The 17,676-nt window shown below is 49.6% G+C and carries 8 protein-coding genes, 16 tRNA genes, 2 pseudogenes and 2 other annotated features; of the genes and pseudogenes, 22 read left to right on the forward strand and 4 right to left on the reverse strand.

The window, feature by feature from the left end; translation table 11 throughout:
• Positions 1-18 precede the first annotated feature (18 nt).
• Positions 19-768, forward strand: a sequence feature (23S ribosomal RNA rRNA prediction is too short).
• A gap of 1 nt (position 769) precedes the next feature.
• Positions 770-1,630 (forward strand) — a sequence feature (23S ribosomal RNA rRNA prediction is too short).
• A gap of 81 nt (positions 1,631-1,711) precedes the next feature.
• The 18 genes from C812_RS01175 to C812_RS01260 all read left to right on the forward strand — a co-directional run bounded on the left by C812_RS01175 (position 1,712) and on the right by C812_RS01260 (position 5,334).
• Positions 1,712-1,784 (forward strand) — tRNA-Asn (locus C812_RS01175).
• 73 nt (positions 1,785-1,857) lie between these two features.
• Positions 1,858-1,949 (forward strand) — tRNA-Ser (locus C812_RS01180).
• 12 nt (positions 1,950-1,961) lie between these two features.
• Positions 1,962-2,033, forward strand: a tRNA-Glu gene (locus C812_RS01185).
• 86 nt (positions 2,034-2,119) lie between these two features.
• Positions 2,120-2,195 (forward strand) — tRNA-Val (locus C812_RS01190).
• Positions 2,196-2,213: 18 nt separating this feature from the next.
• Positions 2,214-2,287: transfer RNA gene (locus C812_RS01195), tRNA-Met, on the forward strand.
• A gap of 35 nt (positions 2,288-2,322) precedes the next feature.
• Positions 2,323-2,399 (forward strand) — tRNA-Asp (locus C812_RS01200).
• A 16-nt stretch (positions 2,400-2,415) separates the two neighbouring features.
• Positions 2,416-2,491, forward strand: a tRNA-Phe gene (locus tag C812_RS01205).
• Positions 2,492-2,511: 20 nt separating this feature from the next.
• Positions 2,512-2,587: transfer RNA gene (locus C812_RS01210), tRNA-Thr, on the forward strand.
• Between the two features lie 3 nt (positions 2,588-2,590).
• Positions 2,591-2,676 (forward strand) — tRNA-Tyr (locus tag C812_RS01215).
• Between the two features lie 7 nt (positions 2,677-2,683).
• Positions 2,684-2,757: transfer RNA gene (locus C812_RS01220), tRNA-Trp, on the forward strand.
• Between the two features lie 31 nt (positions 2,758-2,788).
• Positions 2,789-2,864: transfer RNA gene (locus C812_RS01225), tRNA-His, on the forward strand.
• Positions 2,865-2,886: 22 nt separating this feature from the next.
• Positions 2,887-2,958: transfer RNA gene (locus C812_RS01230), tRNA-Gln, on the forward strand.
• Positions 2,959-2,963: 5 nt separating this feature from the next.
• A tRNA-Gly gene (locus C812_RS01235) sits at positions 2,964-3,038 on the forward strand.
• A gap of 11 nt (positions 3,039-3,049) precedes the next feature.
• Positions 3,050-3,123: transfer RNA gene (locus tag C812_RS01240), tRNA-Cys, on the forward strand.
• A 10-nt stretch (positions 3,124-3,133) separates the two neighbouring features.
• Positions 3,134-3,219 (forward strand) — tRNA-Leu (locus tag C812_RS01245).
• Positions 3,220-3,240: 21 nt separating this feature from the next.
• Positions 3,241-3,320 (forward strand) — tRNA-Leu (locus tag C812_RS01250).
• Positions 3,321-3,470: 150 nt separating this feature from the next.
• Complete coding sequence (locus tag C812_RS01255) at positions 3,471-3,908, forward strand: MarR family winged helix-turn-helix transcriptional regulator (protein WP_016310875.1); 438 nt, start codon at positions 3,471-3,473, stop codon at positions 3,906-3,908.
• 67 nt (positions 3,909-3,975) lie between these two features.
• The gene (locus C812_RS01260; RefSeq protein WP_016310876.1) at positions 3,976-5,334 is read left to right on the forward strand and encodes a metallophosphoesterase; all 1,359 of its coding nucleotides are present in this window, start codon (positions 3,976-3,978) and stop codon (positions 5,332-5,334) included.
• A gap of 89 nt (positions 5,335-5,423) precedes the next feature.
• Here the strand turns inward: C812_RS01260 and C812_RS01265 are convergent, their stop codons facing one another.
• From C812_RS01265 to C812_RS01275, 3 genes and pseudogenes are all read right to left on the reverse strand, one after another.
• Positions 5,424-7,256, reverse strand: coding sequence for an ABC transporter substrate-binding protein (locus C812_RS01265; protein WP_016310877.1), 1,833 nt, complete (start codon positions 7,254-7,256; stop codon positions 5,424-5,426).
• A gap of 101 nt (positions 7,257-7,357) precedes the next feature.
• Positions 7,358-8,491: pseudogene (locus C812_RS01270) on the reverse strand (ABC transporter permease); the annotation flags it as partial.
• A 72-nt stretch (positions 8,492-8,563) separates the two neighbouring features.
• Positions 8,564-10,033, reverse strand: coding sequence for an ABC transporter permease (locus tag C812_RS01275; RefSeq protein WP_016310879.1), 1,470 nt, complete (start codon positions 10,031-10,033; stop codon positions 8,564-8,566).
• Between the two features lie 119 nt (positions 10,034-10,152).
• Between C812_RS01275 and C812_RS01280 the strand changes: the two are divergent.
• Positions 10,153-11,913: pseudogene (locus C812_RS01280) on the forward strand (ABC transporter ATP-binding protein); the annotation flags it as partial.
• Positions 11,914-11,989: 76 nt separating this feature from the next.
• Here the strand turns inward: C812_RS01280 and C812_RS01285 are convergent.
• Positions 11,990-13,939: a GxGYxYP domain-containing protein gene (locus C812_RS01285; RefSeq protein ID WP_244268267.1), complete on the reverse strand. Its 1,950-nt coding sequence runs from the start codon at positions 13,937-13,939 to the stop codon at positions 11,990-11,992.
• Positions 13,940-14,335: 396 nt separating this feature from the next.
• Between C812_RS01285 and C812_RS01290 the strand changes: the two genes are divergently transcribed.
• The 3 genes from C812_RS01290 to C812_RS01300 all read left to right on the forward strand — a co-directional run bounded on the left by C812_RS01290 (position 14,336) and on the right by C812_RS01300 (position 17,669).
• Positions 14,336-15,586 carry a GntR family transcriptional regulator gene (locus C812_RS01290; protein ID WP_009224692.1) on the forward strand — a complete coding sequence of 417 codons (1,251 nt, stop codon included), beginning with the start codon at positions 14,336-14,338 and terminating at the stop codon, positions 15,584-15,586.
• A 192-nt stretch (positions 15,587-15,778) separates the two neighbouring features.
• Entirely contained in the window at positions 15,779-16,768 is a 990-nt protein-coding gene (locus C812_RS01295) for a carbohydrate ABC transporter permease (RefSeq protein WP_016310882.1), read from the forward strand.
• Positions 16,746-17,669, forward strand: coding sequence for a carbohydrate ABC transporter permease (locus C812_RS01300; protein ID WP_009224694.1), 924 nt, complete (start codon positions 16,746-16,748; stop codon positions 17,667-17,669). Before C812_RS01295 ends, C812_RS01300 begins: the two co-directional genes overlap by 23 nt.
• Positions 17,670-17,676: the final 7 nt, after the last annotated feature.

The following is a 17,676-nucleotide window of genomic DNA, read 5'->3' on the forward strand; positions in this document are numbered from 1 at the left end:
ACAAGTGAGAATGCCGGTATGAGTAACGAAAAGATCAGTGAGAATCTGATCCGCCGAAAGCCTAAGGGTTCCTGAGGAAGGTTCGTCCGCTCAGGGTAAGTCGGGACCTAAGGCGAGGCCGAAAGGCGTAGTCGAAGGACAACAGGTAGAAATTCCTGTACCACCGTAATCCGTTATGAGCGATGGGGTGACGCAGTAGGGTAGTGACGCGAGCTGATGGATGCTCGTCCAAGCAGTGAGGCTGGTGTGTAGGCAAATCCGCACACCGTAAGGCTAGGCTGTGATGGGGAGGGAAAATTTACAGTACCGAAGGTCATGATCTCACACTGCCAAGAAAAGCCTCTAGCCAGGAGAAGGTGCCCGTACCGCAAACCGACACAGGTAGGCGAGAAGAGAATTCTAAGGCGCGCGGAAGAACTCTCGTTAAGGAACTCGGCAAAATGACCCCGTAACTTCGGGAGAAGGGGTGCCTCGGTAGGGTGAATAGCCCGAGGGGGCCGCAGTGAAAAGGCCCAAGCGACTGTTTAGCAAAAACACAGGTCTGTGCGAAGCCGCAAGGCGAAGTATACGGGCTGACGCCTGCCCGGTGCTGGAAGGTTAAGGGGAGCGGTTAGGGGTTTACCCCGAAGCTGTGAACCGAAGCCCCAGTAAACGGCGGCCGTAACTATAACGGTCCTAAGGTAGCGAAATTCCTTGTCAGGTAAATTCTGACCCGCACGAATGGCGTAACGACTTGGGCGCTGTCTCAACGAGAGATCCGGTGAAATTTTAATACCTGTGAAGATGCAGGTTACCCGCGACAAGACGGAAAGACCCCATGGAGCTTTACTGCAGCTTGATATTGGACTTTGATACGATTTGTACAGGATAGGTGGGAGCCTAGGAAGCCGGAGCGCCAGCTTCGGTGGAGGCGCCGTTGGGATACCACCCTGATCGTATCGGAGTTCTAACCTGGTACCGTGAACCGGTACGGGGACAGTGTCAGGTGGGCAGTTTGACTGGGGCGGTCGCCTCCTAAAGAGTAACGGAGGCGCCCCAAGGTTCCCTCAGAATGGTTGGAAATCATTCGAAGAGTGCAAAGGCAAAAGGGAGCTTGACTGCGAGACTGACAAGTCGAGCAGGGACGAAAGTCGGGCTTAGTGATCCGGTGGTACCGCATGGAAGGGCCATCGCTCAACGGATAAAAGCTACCCTGGGGATAACAGGCTTATCTCCCCCAAGAGTCCACATCGACGGGGAGGTTTGGCACCTCGATGTCGGCTCATCGCATCCTGGGGCTGAAGTAGGTCCCAAGGGTTGGGCTGTTCGCCCATTAAAGCGGTACGCGAGCTGGGTTCAGAACGTCGTGAGACAGTTCGGTCCCTATCTGTCGTGGGCGTAGGAAATTTGAGAGGAGCTGTCCTTAGTACGAGAGGACCGGGATGGACGCACCGCTGGTGCACCAGTTGTTCCGCCAGGAGCACAGCTGGGTAGCTAAGTGCGGACGGGATAAGCGCTGAAAGCATCTAAGCGTGAAGCCCCCCTCAAGATGAGATTTCCCAGTATGTAAGACCCCTTGAAGACGACAAGGTTGATAGGCCTGAGGTGGAAGTGCAGCAATGCATGGAGCTGACAGGTACTAATCGGTCGAGGGCTTATCCAAAAAACTCTAAAATGCAGTTGAGTTTCGTATCCAGTTTTCAAGGATTAAACCTTGATAACTTTATAATGTTCCCTGATAGCTCAGTCGGTAGAGCACTCGACTGTTAATCGAGTTGTCACAGGTTCGAGTCCTGTTCGGGGAGTCTAAGTCCCCAGAAAGTGACGATAAGCTTTGTAGTTTATTCCGATTACTTTCTGGGGGCCCCAAAAACACATGGAGAGGTGTCCGAGTTGGCCGAAGGAGCACGATTGGAAATCGTGTAGGCGTCACAAGCGTCTCGAGGGTTCGAATCCCTCTCTCTCCGCCATTATTATTACATGGCCCGTTGGTCAAGGGGTTAAGACACCTCCCTTTCACGGAGGTAACAGGGGTTCGAATCCCCTACGGGTCATTTCTTCCCTTCATTTCAAGTTCTTTTGCTGACTGACTTGATTTATGAATGGGATGTCTGGTACAATATAACTTGTCTTTTCCCATGGAGGCTTAGCTCAGCTGGGAGAGCATCTGCCTTACAAGCAGAGGGTCGGGGGTTCGATCCCCTCAGCCTCCACCATAACATCTTTAATACTGACGCGGGGTGGAGCAGCCCGGTAGCTCGTCGGGCTCATAACCCGAAGGCCGCAGGTTCAAATCCTGCCCCCGCAATTATCCTCTTGAAGAGGATGGCATTATTCTCGTGTGGAGCCGTGGTGTAGAGGCCTAACATGCCTGCCTGTCACGCAGGAGACCGCGGGTTCGAATCCCGTCGGCTCCGCCATTTAACTTCATATTAAGGCTCGGTAGCTCAGTTGGTAGAGCAGAGGACTGAAAATCCTCGTGTCGGCGGTTCGATTCCGTCCCGAGCCACCATTCAACAATTATGTTGAAGAGCCGGTGTAGCTCAATTGGTAGAGCAACTGACTTGTAATCAGTAGGTTGGGGGTTCAAGTCCTCTCGCCGGCACCACGTGGAGGCTTAGCGAAGTGGCCAAACGCAGCAGACTGTAAATCTGTTCTCTTACGAGTTCGGTGGTTCGAATCCATCAGCCTCCACCAGTTTTCTAGGGGCATAGTTTAAAGGTAGAACAAAGGTCTCCAAAACCTTTGGTGTGGGTTCAATTCCTGCTGCCCCTGCCACTTTTTCTCTCTTGATAAACTTTATATTATGGCGGTCGTGGCGAAGGGGTTAACGCACCGGATTGTGGCTCCGGCATTCGTGGGTTCAAGTCCCATCGATCGCCCCATTTCTTTCTCAATCAAATATAGTGGGGATTAGCCAAGCGGTAAGGCAACGGACTTTGACTCCGTCATGCATAGGTTCGAATCCTATATCCCCAGTTTAAGCGGACGTGGCTCAGCGGTAGAGCATCGCCTTGCCAAGGCGAGGGTCGCGGGTTCGATTCCCGTCGTCCGCTCCATTCTATATTATGGCGCCATAGCCAAGTGGTAAGGCACAGCTCTGCAAAAGCTTTATCCCCAGTTCGAATCTGGGTGGCGCCTCCATTGATAATTCGCGGGAGTGGCGGAATCGGCAGACGCACAGGACTTAAAATCCTGCGGTAGGTGACTACCGTACCAGTTCAAGTCTGGTCTTCCGCACTTTTAATTCATTTTATATGTGCCGGTGTGGCGGAATTGGCAGACGCGCGCGACTCAAAATCGTGAGGGAAACCGTGGGGGTTCGAGTCCCTTCACCGGCATTACAATTAACAGAACAGTTCATTAGATCCAAGATCTAGTGAACTGTTTTTATTTTGCACTTGTAATCCTCTTCCTTGACAATCTGTAGATTATATTGTTACACTTTTCACATCATTGGAGTGTATCTACACACAGAAAGGAGTAAGAAGATGGCTGAGGCATTTGCTAAAGGTGATTTGGCTTGCTACTGCGCGAACTTAAGGCAGGCTTCCCGAGCTGTGACCCAATACTATGAGGATGTTATGAAACCATGTGGGCTGAAGGTGACGCAATACACCTTGTTGCAATATATCAAGCGTATAGGAGCTTGTACGATGCTCCAGGTCTCTGAAGGACTTGATTTGGAGCGGACAACGCTGGTTAGAAATTTTAAAGTTTTAGAGGACAAAGGGCTTATCCAAATAACCTCTTCTTCATCCTCGAGAGCGAACTTAATTCATTTAACTGAGAAAGGCATATCGGTTCTGGAGCAGGCGGAGACTTATTGGAATCAGGCCCAACGTTTTTTGGAAGAAGAATGCTTGTCCGCTGATGAGTTGAAGAGCTTACAGCAGATCTTGCAGAAATTACGGAGGAACATCAAATAATGCTCTGCATTCATAGTGTATATACACAGTATTGGGAGCTCAACGGATTAGGGCAGGTGAATCATTGATGAAGAATATATGGATCTATGCGCTGCAGCTCCTTTTTCTCGCTGTATTACTCACTGCTGCAGTTGGATGTGCGATCGCAGAGAAGCGGGAACACGAGCGTCCTTCGCGTCTTCCTGCCGGACAACCCCTTCGAATGATTGCCGCCACCGATATGCATTACTTAGCTAAAAGCCTGAACGATGGCGGCAGTGCTTTTCAAAGCTTTGTTGAAAACGGAGATGGGAAGCAGTTGCTATACAGCGATGAGCTGATGCAGGCACTGGAATATCAAGTATCACTGCGGAGAGCGGATATTGTGCTGTTTAGCGGAGATTTGACCAATAATGGGGAACATCAAAGTCATAAAGATTTGGAGAAACGGCTTCGGGATCTGGATAACACAGGTGCCCGGGTGTACGTAGTGCCCGGGAATCACGATATTCTCAATCCCTGGGCTCGCAGGTTTAAGGAAGGCAGTCAATATAAAACCGATAGCATCACACCGGAGCAGTTTCGTATGATTTATGCGGATTATGGTTATAACGAGGCGATTTCGGTCGATAAAAGCACCTTAAGTTACCTGGCGGCTCCTTCAGATGAGGTGTGGCTGTTGATGTTGGACACGGCGCGTTACAAGCGAAATGAAGAGATTAACTACCCGCAACTGGACGGGGGGCTTTCACCGTCAACGCTGAAGTGGATTGAGCGGTGCGGACAACTTGCTGCAGATAATGGGGCTAAGCTAATTGCAGTTATGCATCATAATTTACTGGTACACAGCGCAATGTTATCGGAAGGCTTCACTTTGAATAACAGTGCTGAAGCAACGGAGGTGTTCCGGAAAGCTGGAATTCAAGTGGTGTTAAGCGGCCATAGCCATCAGCAAAGTATTGTTATCGATCGGCAGGTCGCTCAACAGCCAGTGTATGACATTTCGGAAGAGGCATTAGCCGCTTATCCTCATTTATTTGGTGTGCTTGATTATACGCCGGCTGATCATACGTTTCATTACAAAGCGTACCCGCTGGACGTAGAGGGATGGGCGAAGTATGCAGCGGTCAAGGATCCTCAGCTTCAGGAATTTACTCATTATGAAGAAGAACGTACTTTGAAAATGGCCAGAGCCAAATACTATAAACGTTTGTCATCGTCACCAATCCTGGAATCCTTATCTCCAGAAGAGTTAACGATCATGGCGGAATTTATTGGAAGGGTAAACCGCGTAACCATGGCAGGGAGAGATTCAAGCGCAATGGACCAATTAAAGTCGTTCAAAGGATATCAGCTTTGGAGCCAGGCACCAGAAGGTGCACCTTTCAAATCATATATTATGAGAGCGGCCGCAGCGACAGCAAACCCAGAGGGAGAGCTAAGTTAACGGTGGTTCAACCTTAGCTTTGAAAAAAAGCCCATCACACGTCCTTGTTCAGAAATCGTGTGATGGGCTGATTCATTACTTACTACGGTTTATTTTGAAGCACTCCGATACTTGTTTAAGAACTCCTGCACTTTCGCTGGATCCGCGATTAACTCGTTGCCGGTCTTCACCAACGGGCTAACCGTAGAGGCCGCTTTGATCTTATTGCCATTGTAGAAGGCTAGAATTTCATCCTGGTTGATGGAATAAAGCACGGCCTTACGCAAATCCTCGCTTTCGGCAACAGGACGTCCTTTGGTATTAAAGAGCAGGTAAGTCACACCGTTACTTTCGATAGTTTGCAGTTGCAGCTTACTGTCGCCTTTAACAATGTCATACTTCGTTTCCGGTACGCCGTAATACAGGTGGATTTCGCTGTTGCGCAGTGCGGACAGAGCGCTGTCGGCATCGGCGATAAAGCGAACTTTTACCGTAGAGATTTTTGGCTCATATTCGCTGCCTTTCCGATATCCCGGATTTTTATAGAAGGTGGCCTCGTAGTCGTTCTTGGATGATAAAATGTACGGTCCGCTGGCATACAAAGTGTTGTTGTATTGAGGGCCTTCCGTCACAGTGTTCTGATCTCCGTATGGAACGTCCTTGTTCACGTCGAAGGTAGCTACGTCATACGTATTGATGCTCTCGACTTGTTTCTTGGACACGATCCCTGCCGACTGGTGACCCAAGTAGTTCAGAACTTGCGGGAATGGCTCTGTGGTGGTCAGTTTGACGACCTGGTATTTGCCAGCTTTATTGTCAGCTTGGTTCTTATCAGCAACGAGCTCTTTAATTTTCGTTTCCAATCCGGCCTCGAGCGCTTCTCTGACACTTCCGCCGCCGCCGGCTCGTTGGATCTTATCTAGGGAAGACAAGTCCGTGACGATCTCTACGTTCTTGATATGTTCATGTAAGCTGTAAGTGCGATGATCGGGTACCGAATTTTTGTCCTTTGCTCGCAGCAAGGAGAAGACGACGTCGTCAGCACCTACACGCTCGCCTGTGTCGACTGCTTTTTTGTCTTCGATCTTTGCAAAATTGATATCATCCCGAAGCAGGAAATAGTATTCCGAGTTCCCTTCAGCGATGGTGTGGTTATGGGAGAGGGAACCTTCGGAAGTAATTTGGTCATCATCCGTTAAGTTGATCAGGCGAACGTACATATTGGTGTTCAGTTGGTTAATGGAACCGTCGTTGCCCTTGATGGGATCCAGGGATGTTAACACGGAAGCCGCTTGCGTAAGCAGCAGTGGTTCTTTATCGCGTTTGGACGTATCGTTGAAGTCGATGCTCTCCCAGGCCAGGGCACGGGATTTAGACAATCTAACGCTAGCTGGATTCAAAATGTCTTTGTTAATGGCTTGGCTCTTCAAAGAAATGTAAAGTGGTGCGATATAGGCTTTGTCAAAGACCAGCCGTTGTTCAAATTGCTTATAAGTCTCCTTGTATTGCTCCGGTGTCTCAGTTGCAGCTTTGTCGATCAATTGATCAATTTCCGGATCGGCTAAGATGCTGTAATCACCGCCGGTCTTGAACAGCGATCTCACGGCGTAATCAGGGTTGCCAGTTACAGTCGTCCAGCTGGACAAAGCGATGTCAAAGTTACCCGCGTCTTGTTGGGCTTTAAAGCTGCCGTAATCCGGTTGGAGATTCAACTTCACGTTAAAGCCGTTTTTGGTCAACTGGTCTCGGATGATGTTAACATCGGATTCGTTGGAGCTGGAGGCGAGCAGCTCTATTTCTACAGGAGTTTGATCTACCGTGTTTTCCGCTTCTGCATTGGGGGTACTTTGGTTGCCGGCTACGTCCGACTTGGTCTTCACAGAGCATCCGCTGGCCACCAAAATCAAAGCGATCAGCAAGATAAGTAGTGGTTTTCTCTTCATTCTATAATTCCTCCCTCAATTAAGTAAAAAAATAATATGTTCATTCATTTTCCGCAGACGAAAAACGAAAGAATAACCACTCCAGAAAAGTGTAAATGACGTTAGCCAAGTTTAGGATCTAACGCATCCCTGAGCCCGTCGCCCAAGAAGTTAAAGGACAGAACAAGCGCAATGATGGCAAGTCCAGGATAAACGGCTAAGTAGGAATGGGATTCCAGATACGTGCTGCCCAGCTTCAAAATATTGCCCCATTCCGGAATATGCGGCTCTACGCCAAGTCCAAGAAAGCTGAGACTGCTGGTAGAAATGACGGCGGTGCCAATCGTTAAGGTTGACTTGACGATCATCGGCGCCAGCGCCCCCGGCACGATATGCTTGAAAATAATTGCGGCATTGGAAGTTCCCAAAGCCCGGGCCGCCTCAACAAATTCGTAAGTGGATACGAGCAGTACGTTAGCCCGCATCGTTCTTGCATAGGTCGGAATGGCACCAACGCTTAGCGCTAAGATGAGATTTACCGTATTAGCACCAAAGGCCGCGATGATGGCAATCGCCAGCAAAATTCCCGGTATAGCGTAAAGAATGTCCAAGAACCGCATGATGATATTGTCGGTATGCCGCCCGTAGTATCCGGATATCGCTCCCAGAGCACCGCCGACTATGAATGGCAGAACGGTCGAAAGGAAGCCAACAACTAATGATATCCGAGCGCCAAACACGATTCGTGAAAACAGACATCGACCGAAATTATCCGTACCAAGCGGATAGGCTAAACTTGGGCGTTGCAGGATGGCGCTGTAGTTGTTTTCGGTGGCCATCGCGTAATCAAAGGTAAAAAAGCTGCATACCGAGAGCGAAAACAAAAGGATGATAAAGAACAGTCCAAGCATAGACGGCGTGCTCCGGGTCAGCTTGCTCCAAACTTCCTCCCACTTGTAGGTCCCTGGATTGCCATGATTCCGTAGTTTGATCAGCAGATTCACCCCAAGCAGTAAAGCAAATAGATTGCCTGTCACAGAGGTTAAAATCAATAAGACCGCGATCCAGACTAATCCAGGAGCTGCGCTACGGTCATCGGTATACCGGGCTACGAGCACAAGTGCAATCAAGTGAAACAACGCGATGAGCATTAGCACAAACATTGATGGAAGGAAAGTGTCTGAAACATAGGGTTTGAACAAGTTCAAGGCGGACAGCGCAATTACAAACACACCTGTGAACAGGGTGTACACTGCGAGCTTCACTTCGGTGTTAAATTTTCGGGTTGAGGAAAAAAGGGCTTTGGCCATATCTCATTTGCACCTGCTTCAGTATTGTTTCATTTTCGTCCGAATTCGCGGATCGAAGAAAGCGTACAGAACGTCAACAATTACGTTGATGATCGAGATCGTTATCGCGGTATAGACCACGCCGCCCATGATGCTGGGGATATCCGGAACAAACTGCTTATCTACGATGTAACTGCCGATGCCGCTGATATTAAACACCTTCTCCGTCACGGCCGATCCGCCTAACATTCCGCCAAATTGCAAGCCGATTACGGTTACGATCGGAATGAGGGCATTACGCACTGCATGTTTGAGCAACACCTGCCGCTTGTTTAATCCCTTAGCTCTGGCGGTAAGGATATAGTCCTCGCCAATGACTTCGAGTGTAGAGGACCTCGTCATCCTGGCGATGGCCGCTGTGAGTCCGGTACCCAAGACAAGGGTGGGCATGATGATCGACAACGCGTTTTGCGGGTTGAAGGTCGCCGGCAACCAGTGGAGCTTGATCGAGAAATTCAAGATGAAGATCAACCCTTGCCAAAAGCTCGGAATCGATAAGCCAATTAGCGCGATGAACATCAATATATAGTCCCACAGTGAATTGCGTTTGACGGCGGACAGGATCCCCGCAGGAATGGCGATTAGAATCGCCAGCGACAACGAGATTGTAGTTAACGTCAGTGTAATCGGAAATTTACGGGCAATCGTCTCCGTCACCTGTTCATTGCCGGCGAACGATTTGCCAAGGTCAAAGGTCGCGATCCCTTTGATCGTGTTCCATAATTGCACGAGGTAGGATTGGTCGAGTCCATAGATTTTGTTAAACTGTGCAATCTGCTCTTCCGTTGCCGTCTCTCCAAGAATATTGGCGGCAGGATTCATCGGCGATAAATAAAGGATCGTGAAGACCGTGATGGATACGCCCACAATAACGAACAGGGCCATGACGCATCGCTCGAAAATGTATTTCAGATAAGGACTGCTATAGAAAAACATCAACAAATACATCAGGATGCCGGGAATAAGCGAAAGAGCAAGAAACCAGGAGCGTTCGACCAAGTCCTGAAACGTCCCAACAAAATCGGTTCGTACCAGATGCAGATGGATTCTTTTTTGCTCTGCGGCATCATGAACGGCTTCCCGAAATTTACCCTCTGCTTCTTTCTCTGCGAGCAGCTCTATTTTTTCCGGTGATACGGTTTCCCCGAAGAAACGCTGCTTCTGACGCAGTTGCTCCAGAATTTCCGCTTTTAGCTCATCCTTGTACCCGGAAGCAAGCAGTTCCTTTCTCGTATTCGCTAGCAGCAGCCGGTAAGCATCATTACGCTTCCGGAGCCAGTACACGAAGAAGGCGAAGAGATTTACCGGAGCTCCTAAGAGAAGCAAGAAATATTTATAGGAGGAATCTAGCATCATTTTGGCATAAATGGACCCGACTCTCCGATTGAAACGGGGCTTTGCATTCACTGGTTCAGCATTAGCGGCTCTCGCCGCGGGTGCGGCTTCCATGGATGATCCACCTTTCTTATTCACAAATTGCATTATTCCGATCGTTATAGTATATATTATTTTAGGAGTTATTTGATGTCAACGGTAGATTTCACAGAGATGGACGGGAGGAAGTTGTAAAGATGGAGACGATACTGCGGGTAGGCAATTTATCCGTATCCTTTCGGACACGGGACCAGGAAGTTGAAGCTGTTAAGGGGGTTAGTTTCGAGGTTAGAAAAGGGGAGACGCTTGGCATCGTCGGCGAATCCGGCAGCGGGAAGAGCGTAACAGCCCGCGCAATCATGCGTCTGTTGCCTACTCCACCTGCGGATATTAAAGAGGGCGAAATCTTTTTTCTAGGGAATAAGATAGCAAATTATTCGGAGAAAGAGATGGAGAGCATCCGCGGCCGGGATATCGGGATGATCTTCCAGGATCCAATGACTTCACTGAACCCCACGATGAAGATCGGGGAACAAATTGCCGAAGGGCTGATCAAACATCAGAAGCTGTCCAAGAAAGAGGCTAAATTTCAAGCGCTTGAAATGTTGAAGTTGGTTGGAATTCGAAACAGCGAGCTGCGGTATAACCAATATCCCCATGAGTTCTCCGGAGGGATGCGCCAGCGCGTGATGATCGCTATTGCCTTGGCTTGTCGGCCTGCTTTACTCATTGCCGATGAACCTACGACAGCACTCGATGTCACCATTCAAGCGCAAATTCTTAGCTTGATGAAACAAATGCAGGAGCGTTTTGGCACCTCCATCATTCTGATCACCCATGACTTAGGAGTGGTTGCCGGGATGTGTGATCGGGTTGTGGTGATGAAGGAAGGCGCCATTGTGGAGAGCGGGACAACGGAAGAGATCTTTGCGAATCCGCAGCATCCATATACCCTCAAGTTGCTAAACGCCTTACCGCGTTTGGATGAACCCAAAAGGGCAAAACCCGCATCATTAATTCTGAACAACTCGAATTTAGAGCGTCCGCTGATCGAAGTGAAGTCTTTGAAACAGTATTTTGATTTGGGGAAGGGAAATATTTTGAAAGCTGTCAACGATATCAGCTTTCACATTCGCGAAGGGGAGACCCTGGGGTTAGTAGGAGAGTCGGGAAGCGGGAAATCCACAACCGGCCGCGCCATCCTGCGCCTTCATCAACCAACGGGAGGGGACGTCCTTTATCAAGGGATTGCGGTTAATCGATTATCTGCACAAGAAATGAAAACGATGCGCCGGTACATGCAAATGATCTTTCAAGATCCTTATGCCTCTCTGAATCCACGCCTTCGAGTCGCAGATATTATCGGGGAAGCCCTGGATGTGCACCGTTTGGTCAGCAGCGGGACGGAAAGGAAGAAGCGGATCGAAGAGTTGCTCGATATGGTGGGGCTAGAACCGGCTTTCGCGGAACGATATCCTCATGAGTTCTCCGGAGGTCAGCGTCAACGAATCGGCATTGCCCGGGCGCTTGCGGTGGACCCGAAGTTTATTGTATGTGATGAGCCACTTTCTGCTTTAGATGTATCGATTCAGGCCCAGGTGGTTCAATTGCTAGAAGAGCTTCAGCAGCGATTAGGACTGACTTATTTGTTTATTGCGCATGATCTATCGATGGTAAAGCATATTAGCGATCGTGTTGCCGTCATGTACATGGGGAAAATCGTTGAGCTTGCCGAAAGCGAAGAACTGTACGCCAATCCGCAGCATGAGTACACCAAATCGCTGCTCGCTGCGGTTCCGGTTACAGATCCGAAGGTTGAGTCGCAGAAGAGGCGGACTATCGTGGAAGAATCCACGGAAGTGGACAAGTATGATCTGGAGAACTCCCAACTGGTCGAAGTGTCCAAGGGGCACTGGGTGGCTTTGCCAACGGAAGGCAAGAAGGTTGCGATTTAATAATTTGGAGAAAATCAAAAGGTCTGCATATCAGCTGACATCAGCTGGCTATGCAGACCTTTTTGAGGTTTAAAAATTATTGTACCGCAGCTGGCTCTTCGTCCATTTCCAGCGAATGCGGCTTCACGGACAACCCGTTAGCCTGACGAATGAGGGTGAAGTAATGATCGCCTCGTACCACTTCAAATTCCGGTCCGAGGGCTTCCGTCATGGCGACCACATCCGAAGGCGTCAGGCTCCAAGCCAGCAGCCCCAGCGATACGAACAGCGGGGACTTACCGTCCCAATTCGCTTTCGCTTGTTCCAGGACGCGCAGGCCGTCTTGGACGGTACTGATGCCTTGAATCGTGGATACCGGCAGAGAACCGTTAACGATTTCCACGCCGTGGCGATCTTCCCAACTCAGGAACAAGCCAGGGGCTTTGTAGTAGCGCTCATAGGCGTCCGCATAAGAGGAACCCAGTGGCACGTTATTGCTGTCAATCCGGTTCAAGACATAGGTGAGAGTCATGCCGGATTTCTGTAAGTATTTATAGGACTTCTTCAAGAATTCAGCAAACGTCGCTTCCGGCCAAGCCTCCGGATAGAAGTATCCGGCACCGGACGGTCCGGCAATGATCAGATCGTTATCGGTGGCCGACTGGCGATAATAGTTCAGCATTGCTGGAGCGGCATCGTACAGCAGCGGGCTGGACGTCCAGTTGATTGGCACCTGACCGCGGGCCGGATCATCCCACAGAATCCGCATCCGGTGCTGGTTATATTGGAAGTTGTCGCCCTCGCTGAAGGTGTACGTGACATAGATTTTATTTTCTAATGGCGGAGCAGCAGGGGCTTTGGTTTTAACCTGCTTCGCTTGGGTGCCGGAGAAAACGGTCAAGTTGCTGAACCAATCGGCAGCCAAGACGTAAACACCATGGTTCGAGGTCACTTCGACAGAGCTGAACTCACCTGCAACGTCGTTGCTGAACCATCCGAGATAAGGGGTTCCGGGCTCGACGTCCGATAAGATTTTCTCAAACAGTTCTCTTTGCTCCGGATCATTAACTTCCAACCAGAACACCATCGCTTTGTTCGCGACGGCATAATCCCGCAGGTAACCGTAAGGCTCCTTCTGTTCGGAGGAGAGCGGTTGAACGTTGCCGGCAGAGACCTTGAACTGGTTCCACATAACCACAGAGGCTGTCAGCTCTTGCGTACCTGCAGGAGGAACGAAGCGATAGACGAAATAGCGCCCGTTGTCGGCAAACCGGTGCCCGCCGTCACCCGCAGAAATTTGCGAATCCTGCCGATCGTATAAAAATTCTTCTTCTTCCGGTGTACCCGGAATGAACTGAGCGATCGTTTGACCATCGGCCTTGATCACGACTTCATGTACGGCGGAGCCCCAACCGTCTTCGATAAACGCATCATCAAACCGCAAATAGACGGCATCTCCCCCTAGAAACGACGTCAAATCTAGCTCGTAGGTGCCTTTGTTGCTGGCATCACGAATCTGCCGGGTCTCTTCGGCGATCACCTCAAACGATTCGGGGAGTCCCGGAGGGATTTTGATGGAGACGCTGGGACTAAGCCCGATCAGCATACGATGCGTCGTTTCTTTCCACAGATGTTCATATTGCCATGTATAAGCATCCATCCGATCCTCGAACCGGCCGCGCAAATCCTCAAGCACCTTCAAGCGATAAGGGGCCGCTTGGAGTTGCTGAGCGAGGTCCGGGCTGACGACAATCCCATTTTTAAGCCCGGCTAAGGTCGTAGCGACGTTAATTGAATCTGGAACCTCCGGATCGTAGATGATGATGCCCTTCACTTCATTTTTGTACTTCTTCACAAGATCCCAAGCCTCGTTGTGCAGTTGATAAGGAACCTTGAGATCATTAAGCCAAGTCAGCTTGCCTTCTTCTTCATTCTCCAGCAAATAAATGCGCGGCTCCGAACGGTTGACCACACCTTGCAGCGTAGCCAGCATGATGCGAATGTCGCCCGGCGCTTTGGCGACGTCGGCCACATCCAGCCGTTTCACTTTTCCGAAGCTTGGAAGCGCTTGCGATTTAGGCCAGCTGATCGTATTCTTTGACGCCGTTTCCACTGAGGATGTTGCCGATGCAGAGGTGGTACCTAAGGATAAGGACATGGTGCAGAATAAAATGAGACAAGTCATCGTTATTTTGCGAAGCAAATGTGTTCACCTCGTATCTGCATATTAGGGCTATCGCTCATCGACAGGCTCTCTGAAACGCTGGATTCACAAATTCCCTCCTTTTTATGAAATGTGTAAAGAAAACGATAGCACCTGTATAATATGTTTAATATATCAAATAGTGAATGTCAAGGGAGCGAATGACTTGAAATGGATTGACGAAATGCTATAAATGATATAATGTGAATATATGGAGAGAAATAAGATAGGAGAAGCCTTATGCAAAACGAACGTAAACCGTTGTATATGCAGATTCAACAGCACTTCAAAGAAATGATCCTGCAGGGGAAGCTGCGGGAGAACGATAAGATCCCATCAGAAAAAGAGTTAATGGAACAGTTCGACGTCAGCCGAATAACGGTAGCCAATGCCTTGATGCAGCTGGCGAAGGACGGGTGGATCTACCGGATCCCTGGACGTGGAAGCTTCGTCAGCGAGGGGATTGGCGAGCTATTGCAACGCCATCAAGGCTCTCTGGCAGAGGGGGGCGGATTATGGCCTGTGCTGGACGGAAATTCGGGGGCACAAGTCCACCCCGGAGCGTTAAACGGAGGGGGAACGGATCCTTCGCTGGGAGCGATTGAAGCAGCATCCCATATTCCGGGGCGCACCACGATCGGGCTCATTATGCCAATGATGGTAGACTATTTTGCCATCCGCCTGCTTCAAGGAATTACGAACATTCTTGAAGACAGTCCTTACAGCCTGCAAATCGTCTTGACGTACAATTCCATTGAAAGAGAGAAGGAAGCGATCAACGATCTGATTCGCAAAGGAGCCGCTGGTCTGATTATTTTCCCAAGTGATGCGGAAACGTACAACGAGGAAATTTTAGCCCTGAAGATGCGGGGTTACCCGTTTGTGCTGCTCGATCGGTATTTGCCGGGAGTGGCGACGAACTTGTCGCGCAGCGACGGATTAATCGGCGGACAGCTTGCTGTTGATTATCTGTGGGGTCTGGGGCATCGCGATATCGCCATCTGCTCCGATTCCCCGTTGCCCACCATTACGGTAGAGGAACGGATTAACGGATATATGGAGGCGCTCAAACAGAAGGGCGCGATGATTAATCCGGCACTGATCCTCACGGATTTCAATGTGGATTACAGCGAGATTGACAAGAAGCACCCTTTGTACCGGTTTATCAAGAACCAGATCGCTACCGCTTATATCACACTGAACGGACGGCTTGGCCTGCACATCTATTCAATTTGTAAAGAACTAGGGCTTCGGGTACCGGAGGACATCTCGATCTTGACGTTTGACGATCCTTCGCCGGGGCTGCATGAATGGGGATTCTTCTCGCATATTTCGCAATCGGAAATTGAGATGGGAGAAGCCGCAGCTCGGATATTGCGGGACATTCTCGAGAAGCCTGAGCAGAAAGATGCGGGGTACACGAAAGTGATCCTCGAGCCAAAATTAATTGAAAGTCAATCTACGGGCCCACTTGCGAAACGAGTAAAGTAAATAGATTGACAGGGCACCTGCTTGCCCTTGCAAGCTAGGTGTCTTTTTTATAGCAAATTAGCATTAAATGATATATCTAATACTTGACATAAATGATATAGTGAAATATATTTAATATTGCAAATAGATAATACAACTTAGAACAAAAAAGCTTTAACAGTGCACTTCACAGTAAGGAGGGTTGCTTGGACGATGGAAACCGCGGGATTACAGAAGCGAAAGGCAATGCAGCGCAGGTTAGGGAAGCGTAAAGATGCTTTGATCGCCGCCGTTATCCTCGTGCCGATGTTTTTGGCATGGTTGGTGGTTTCGGGTTTCCCCACTTTGTTCGGTTTCGTGCTAGGGTTCTTCGAATGGGTGGGATTGGCAGATACACCTAATTTCATCTGGTTTGATAACTTCGTTAGCTTCTTTAACAACCCGGTATACACGGATGCATTGTGGAGGTCGATCTGGCTGGGCGGACTAGTCACGGTCATTACGCTGGGAGCAGGCTTTTTTGCTGCACTGCTGATGAACCTTCCGCTGTTCGGCAAAGGATTTTATCGTTCCATTTGGTACATCCCCGCCATCACGGCAACGGTAGCGACCACGCAAGTATTCAACATTTTTCTCGATTCAAACAATGGGGTCATCAACAACCTGCTGAAAGCGATGGGCAAGGAACCTATCGTATGGCAGTACTCTGTCGGATGGGGCATCTTCTGGATTGTGGTCTATTCGGTCTGGAAAGGGGTTGGCGGAGCCGCTTTAATCTGGTTGGCCGGTCTGCAATCCGTAGATTTGTCCTTATACGAGGCGGCGGAAATGGATGGTGCAGGACGGTGGCAAAAGCTGCGGTATGTCACGTTACCAGGGTTAAAACCTATCGCGACGTATATCGTGATTACGAACTTGATCGCAGCGATCCAGATTTACGAGCAGGTCTTATTCATCACGAACGGCGGGCCTTATGGGCAAACCGAAGTGCTGGTGTTCCGGATCTACCGGGACGGCTTCTGGGACTTCAATTTGGGGATGGCTGGCGCTTCCTCACTTATCATGGCCTTGATCGTTATCTTCGTGACTGTGCTGTATTACAACTGGTCAACGAAATCCGATCGTCGGACAACCATTCCGATCAAGCCCGTCAAATCTGCGAAAAAGGAGGCGCTCCCGCATGCCCAGTCCTTTGAACGCTAAAGTTAGCAAACAGTTTAAGCCCGTTCATTTACTGGGACATCTTATCCTGCTTGGCGTTGGGCTCATTTTGCTCTACCCGTTGATCTTCATGGTGCTTGCTGGTTTTTTCAACAAGACGGAATTCTCCTCAACGGTGTTAGGCATCTTCCCCATTCCGAAAGCGCCAACGTTGGAGAACTTCAAGGCGCTGATCGTCGGGTCCACGGATGCCGCCGTAGCTACTTATATGAAGAACTCGCTGATTCGTACCGCTTACAACACGTTTTGGGCGATTTTGACTTCATTTTTGGCGGGATACGTGTTCGCACGGTTGCGGTTTAAAGGACGGGATACGATCTTCTTGATCATGCTTGCTACGCAGATGATTCCCGGGACGCTCGCGATCATTCCGACTTACCTTGAATTTGCCCGCTTCCCGTTTGCCGGGGGGAACGATATCTTTACCGGCGGGACTGGGATTCTGAACTCCTGGTGGGTTTACTTGATCGGCGGACCTAGCATCAACATTATGGGGACGTTTCTGGTGAAGCAGTCGCTGGAAAAAGTACCGCTGGAAATCGACGAAGCTGCAATTGTGGATGGGGCCGGAACGTTGCGACTGATCTTCCAGATCCTCTTCCCGCTGCAGTTGCCGATTATGGCGTTTATCGCGATTACGACAGCGCTCGGAACGTGGAACGATTTTATTACCCCGTTCTTCTATACAACAGACGACAGTTTGCAAACGCTTCCTGCGGCGATCACGCGAATTTCCTCCGTTGGAGCAAGCCCGGGCGCCGTCATCAACTATCCGATGATTATTACCCTGAGCCTTGGCATCACGATTCCAGCACTGCTGATCTTTGCTTTCTTCCAGAAGTATATTGTGCAGGGCTTGGCGAACACAGGGATCAAAGGTTAGGAAGCCC

Source organism: Paenibacillus barengoltzii G22 (genome assembly GCF_000403375.2).
Taxonomy (GTDB): domain Bacteria; phylum Bacillota; class Bacilli; order Paenibacillales; family Paenibacillaceae; genus Fontibacillus; species Fontibacillus barengoltzii.

Coding starts and splice junctions, on each gene's coding strand:
- C812_RS01275 (WP_016310879.1), bottom strand. CDS start 10,033: ATGGAAGCCGCACCCGCGGCGAGAGCCGCTAATGCTGAACCAGTGAAT.
- C812_RS01260 (WP_016310876.1), top strand. CDS start 3,976: ATGAAGAATATATGGATCTATGCGCTGCAGCTCCTTTTTCTCGCTGTA.
- C812_RS01295 (WP_016310882.1), top strand. CDS start 15,779: ATGGAAACCGCGGGATTACAGAAGCGAAAGGCAATGCAGCGCAGGTTA.
- C812_RS01255 (WP_016310875.1), top strand. CDS start 3,471: ATGGCTGAGGCATTTGCTAAAGGTGATTTGGCTTGCTACTGCGCGAAC.
- C812_RS01265 (WP_016310877.1), bottom strand. CDS start 7,256: ATGAAGAGAAAACCACTACTTATCTTGCTGATCGCTTTGATTTTGGTG.
- C812_RS01300 (WP_009224694.1), top strand. CDS start 16,746: ATGCCCAGTCCTTTGAACGCTAAAGTTAGCAAACAGTTTAAGCCCGTT.
- C812_RS01290 (WP_009224692.1), top strand. CDS start 14,336: ATGCAAAACGAACGTAAACCGTTGTATATGCAGATTCAACAGCACTTC.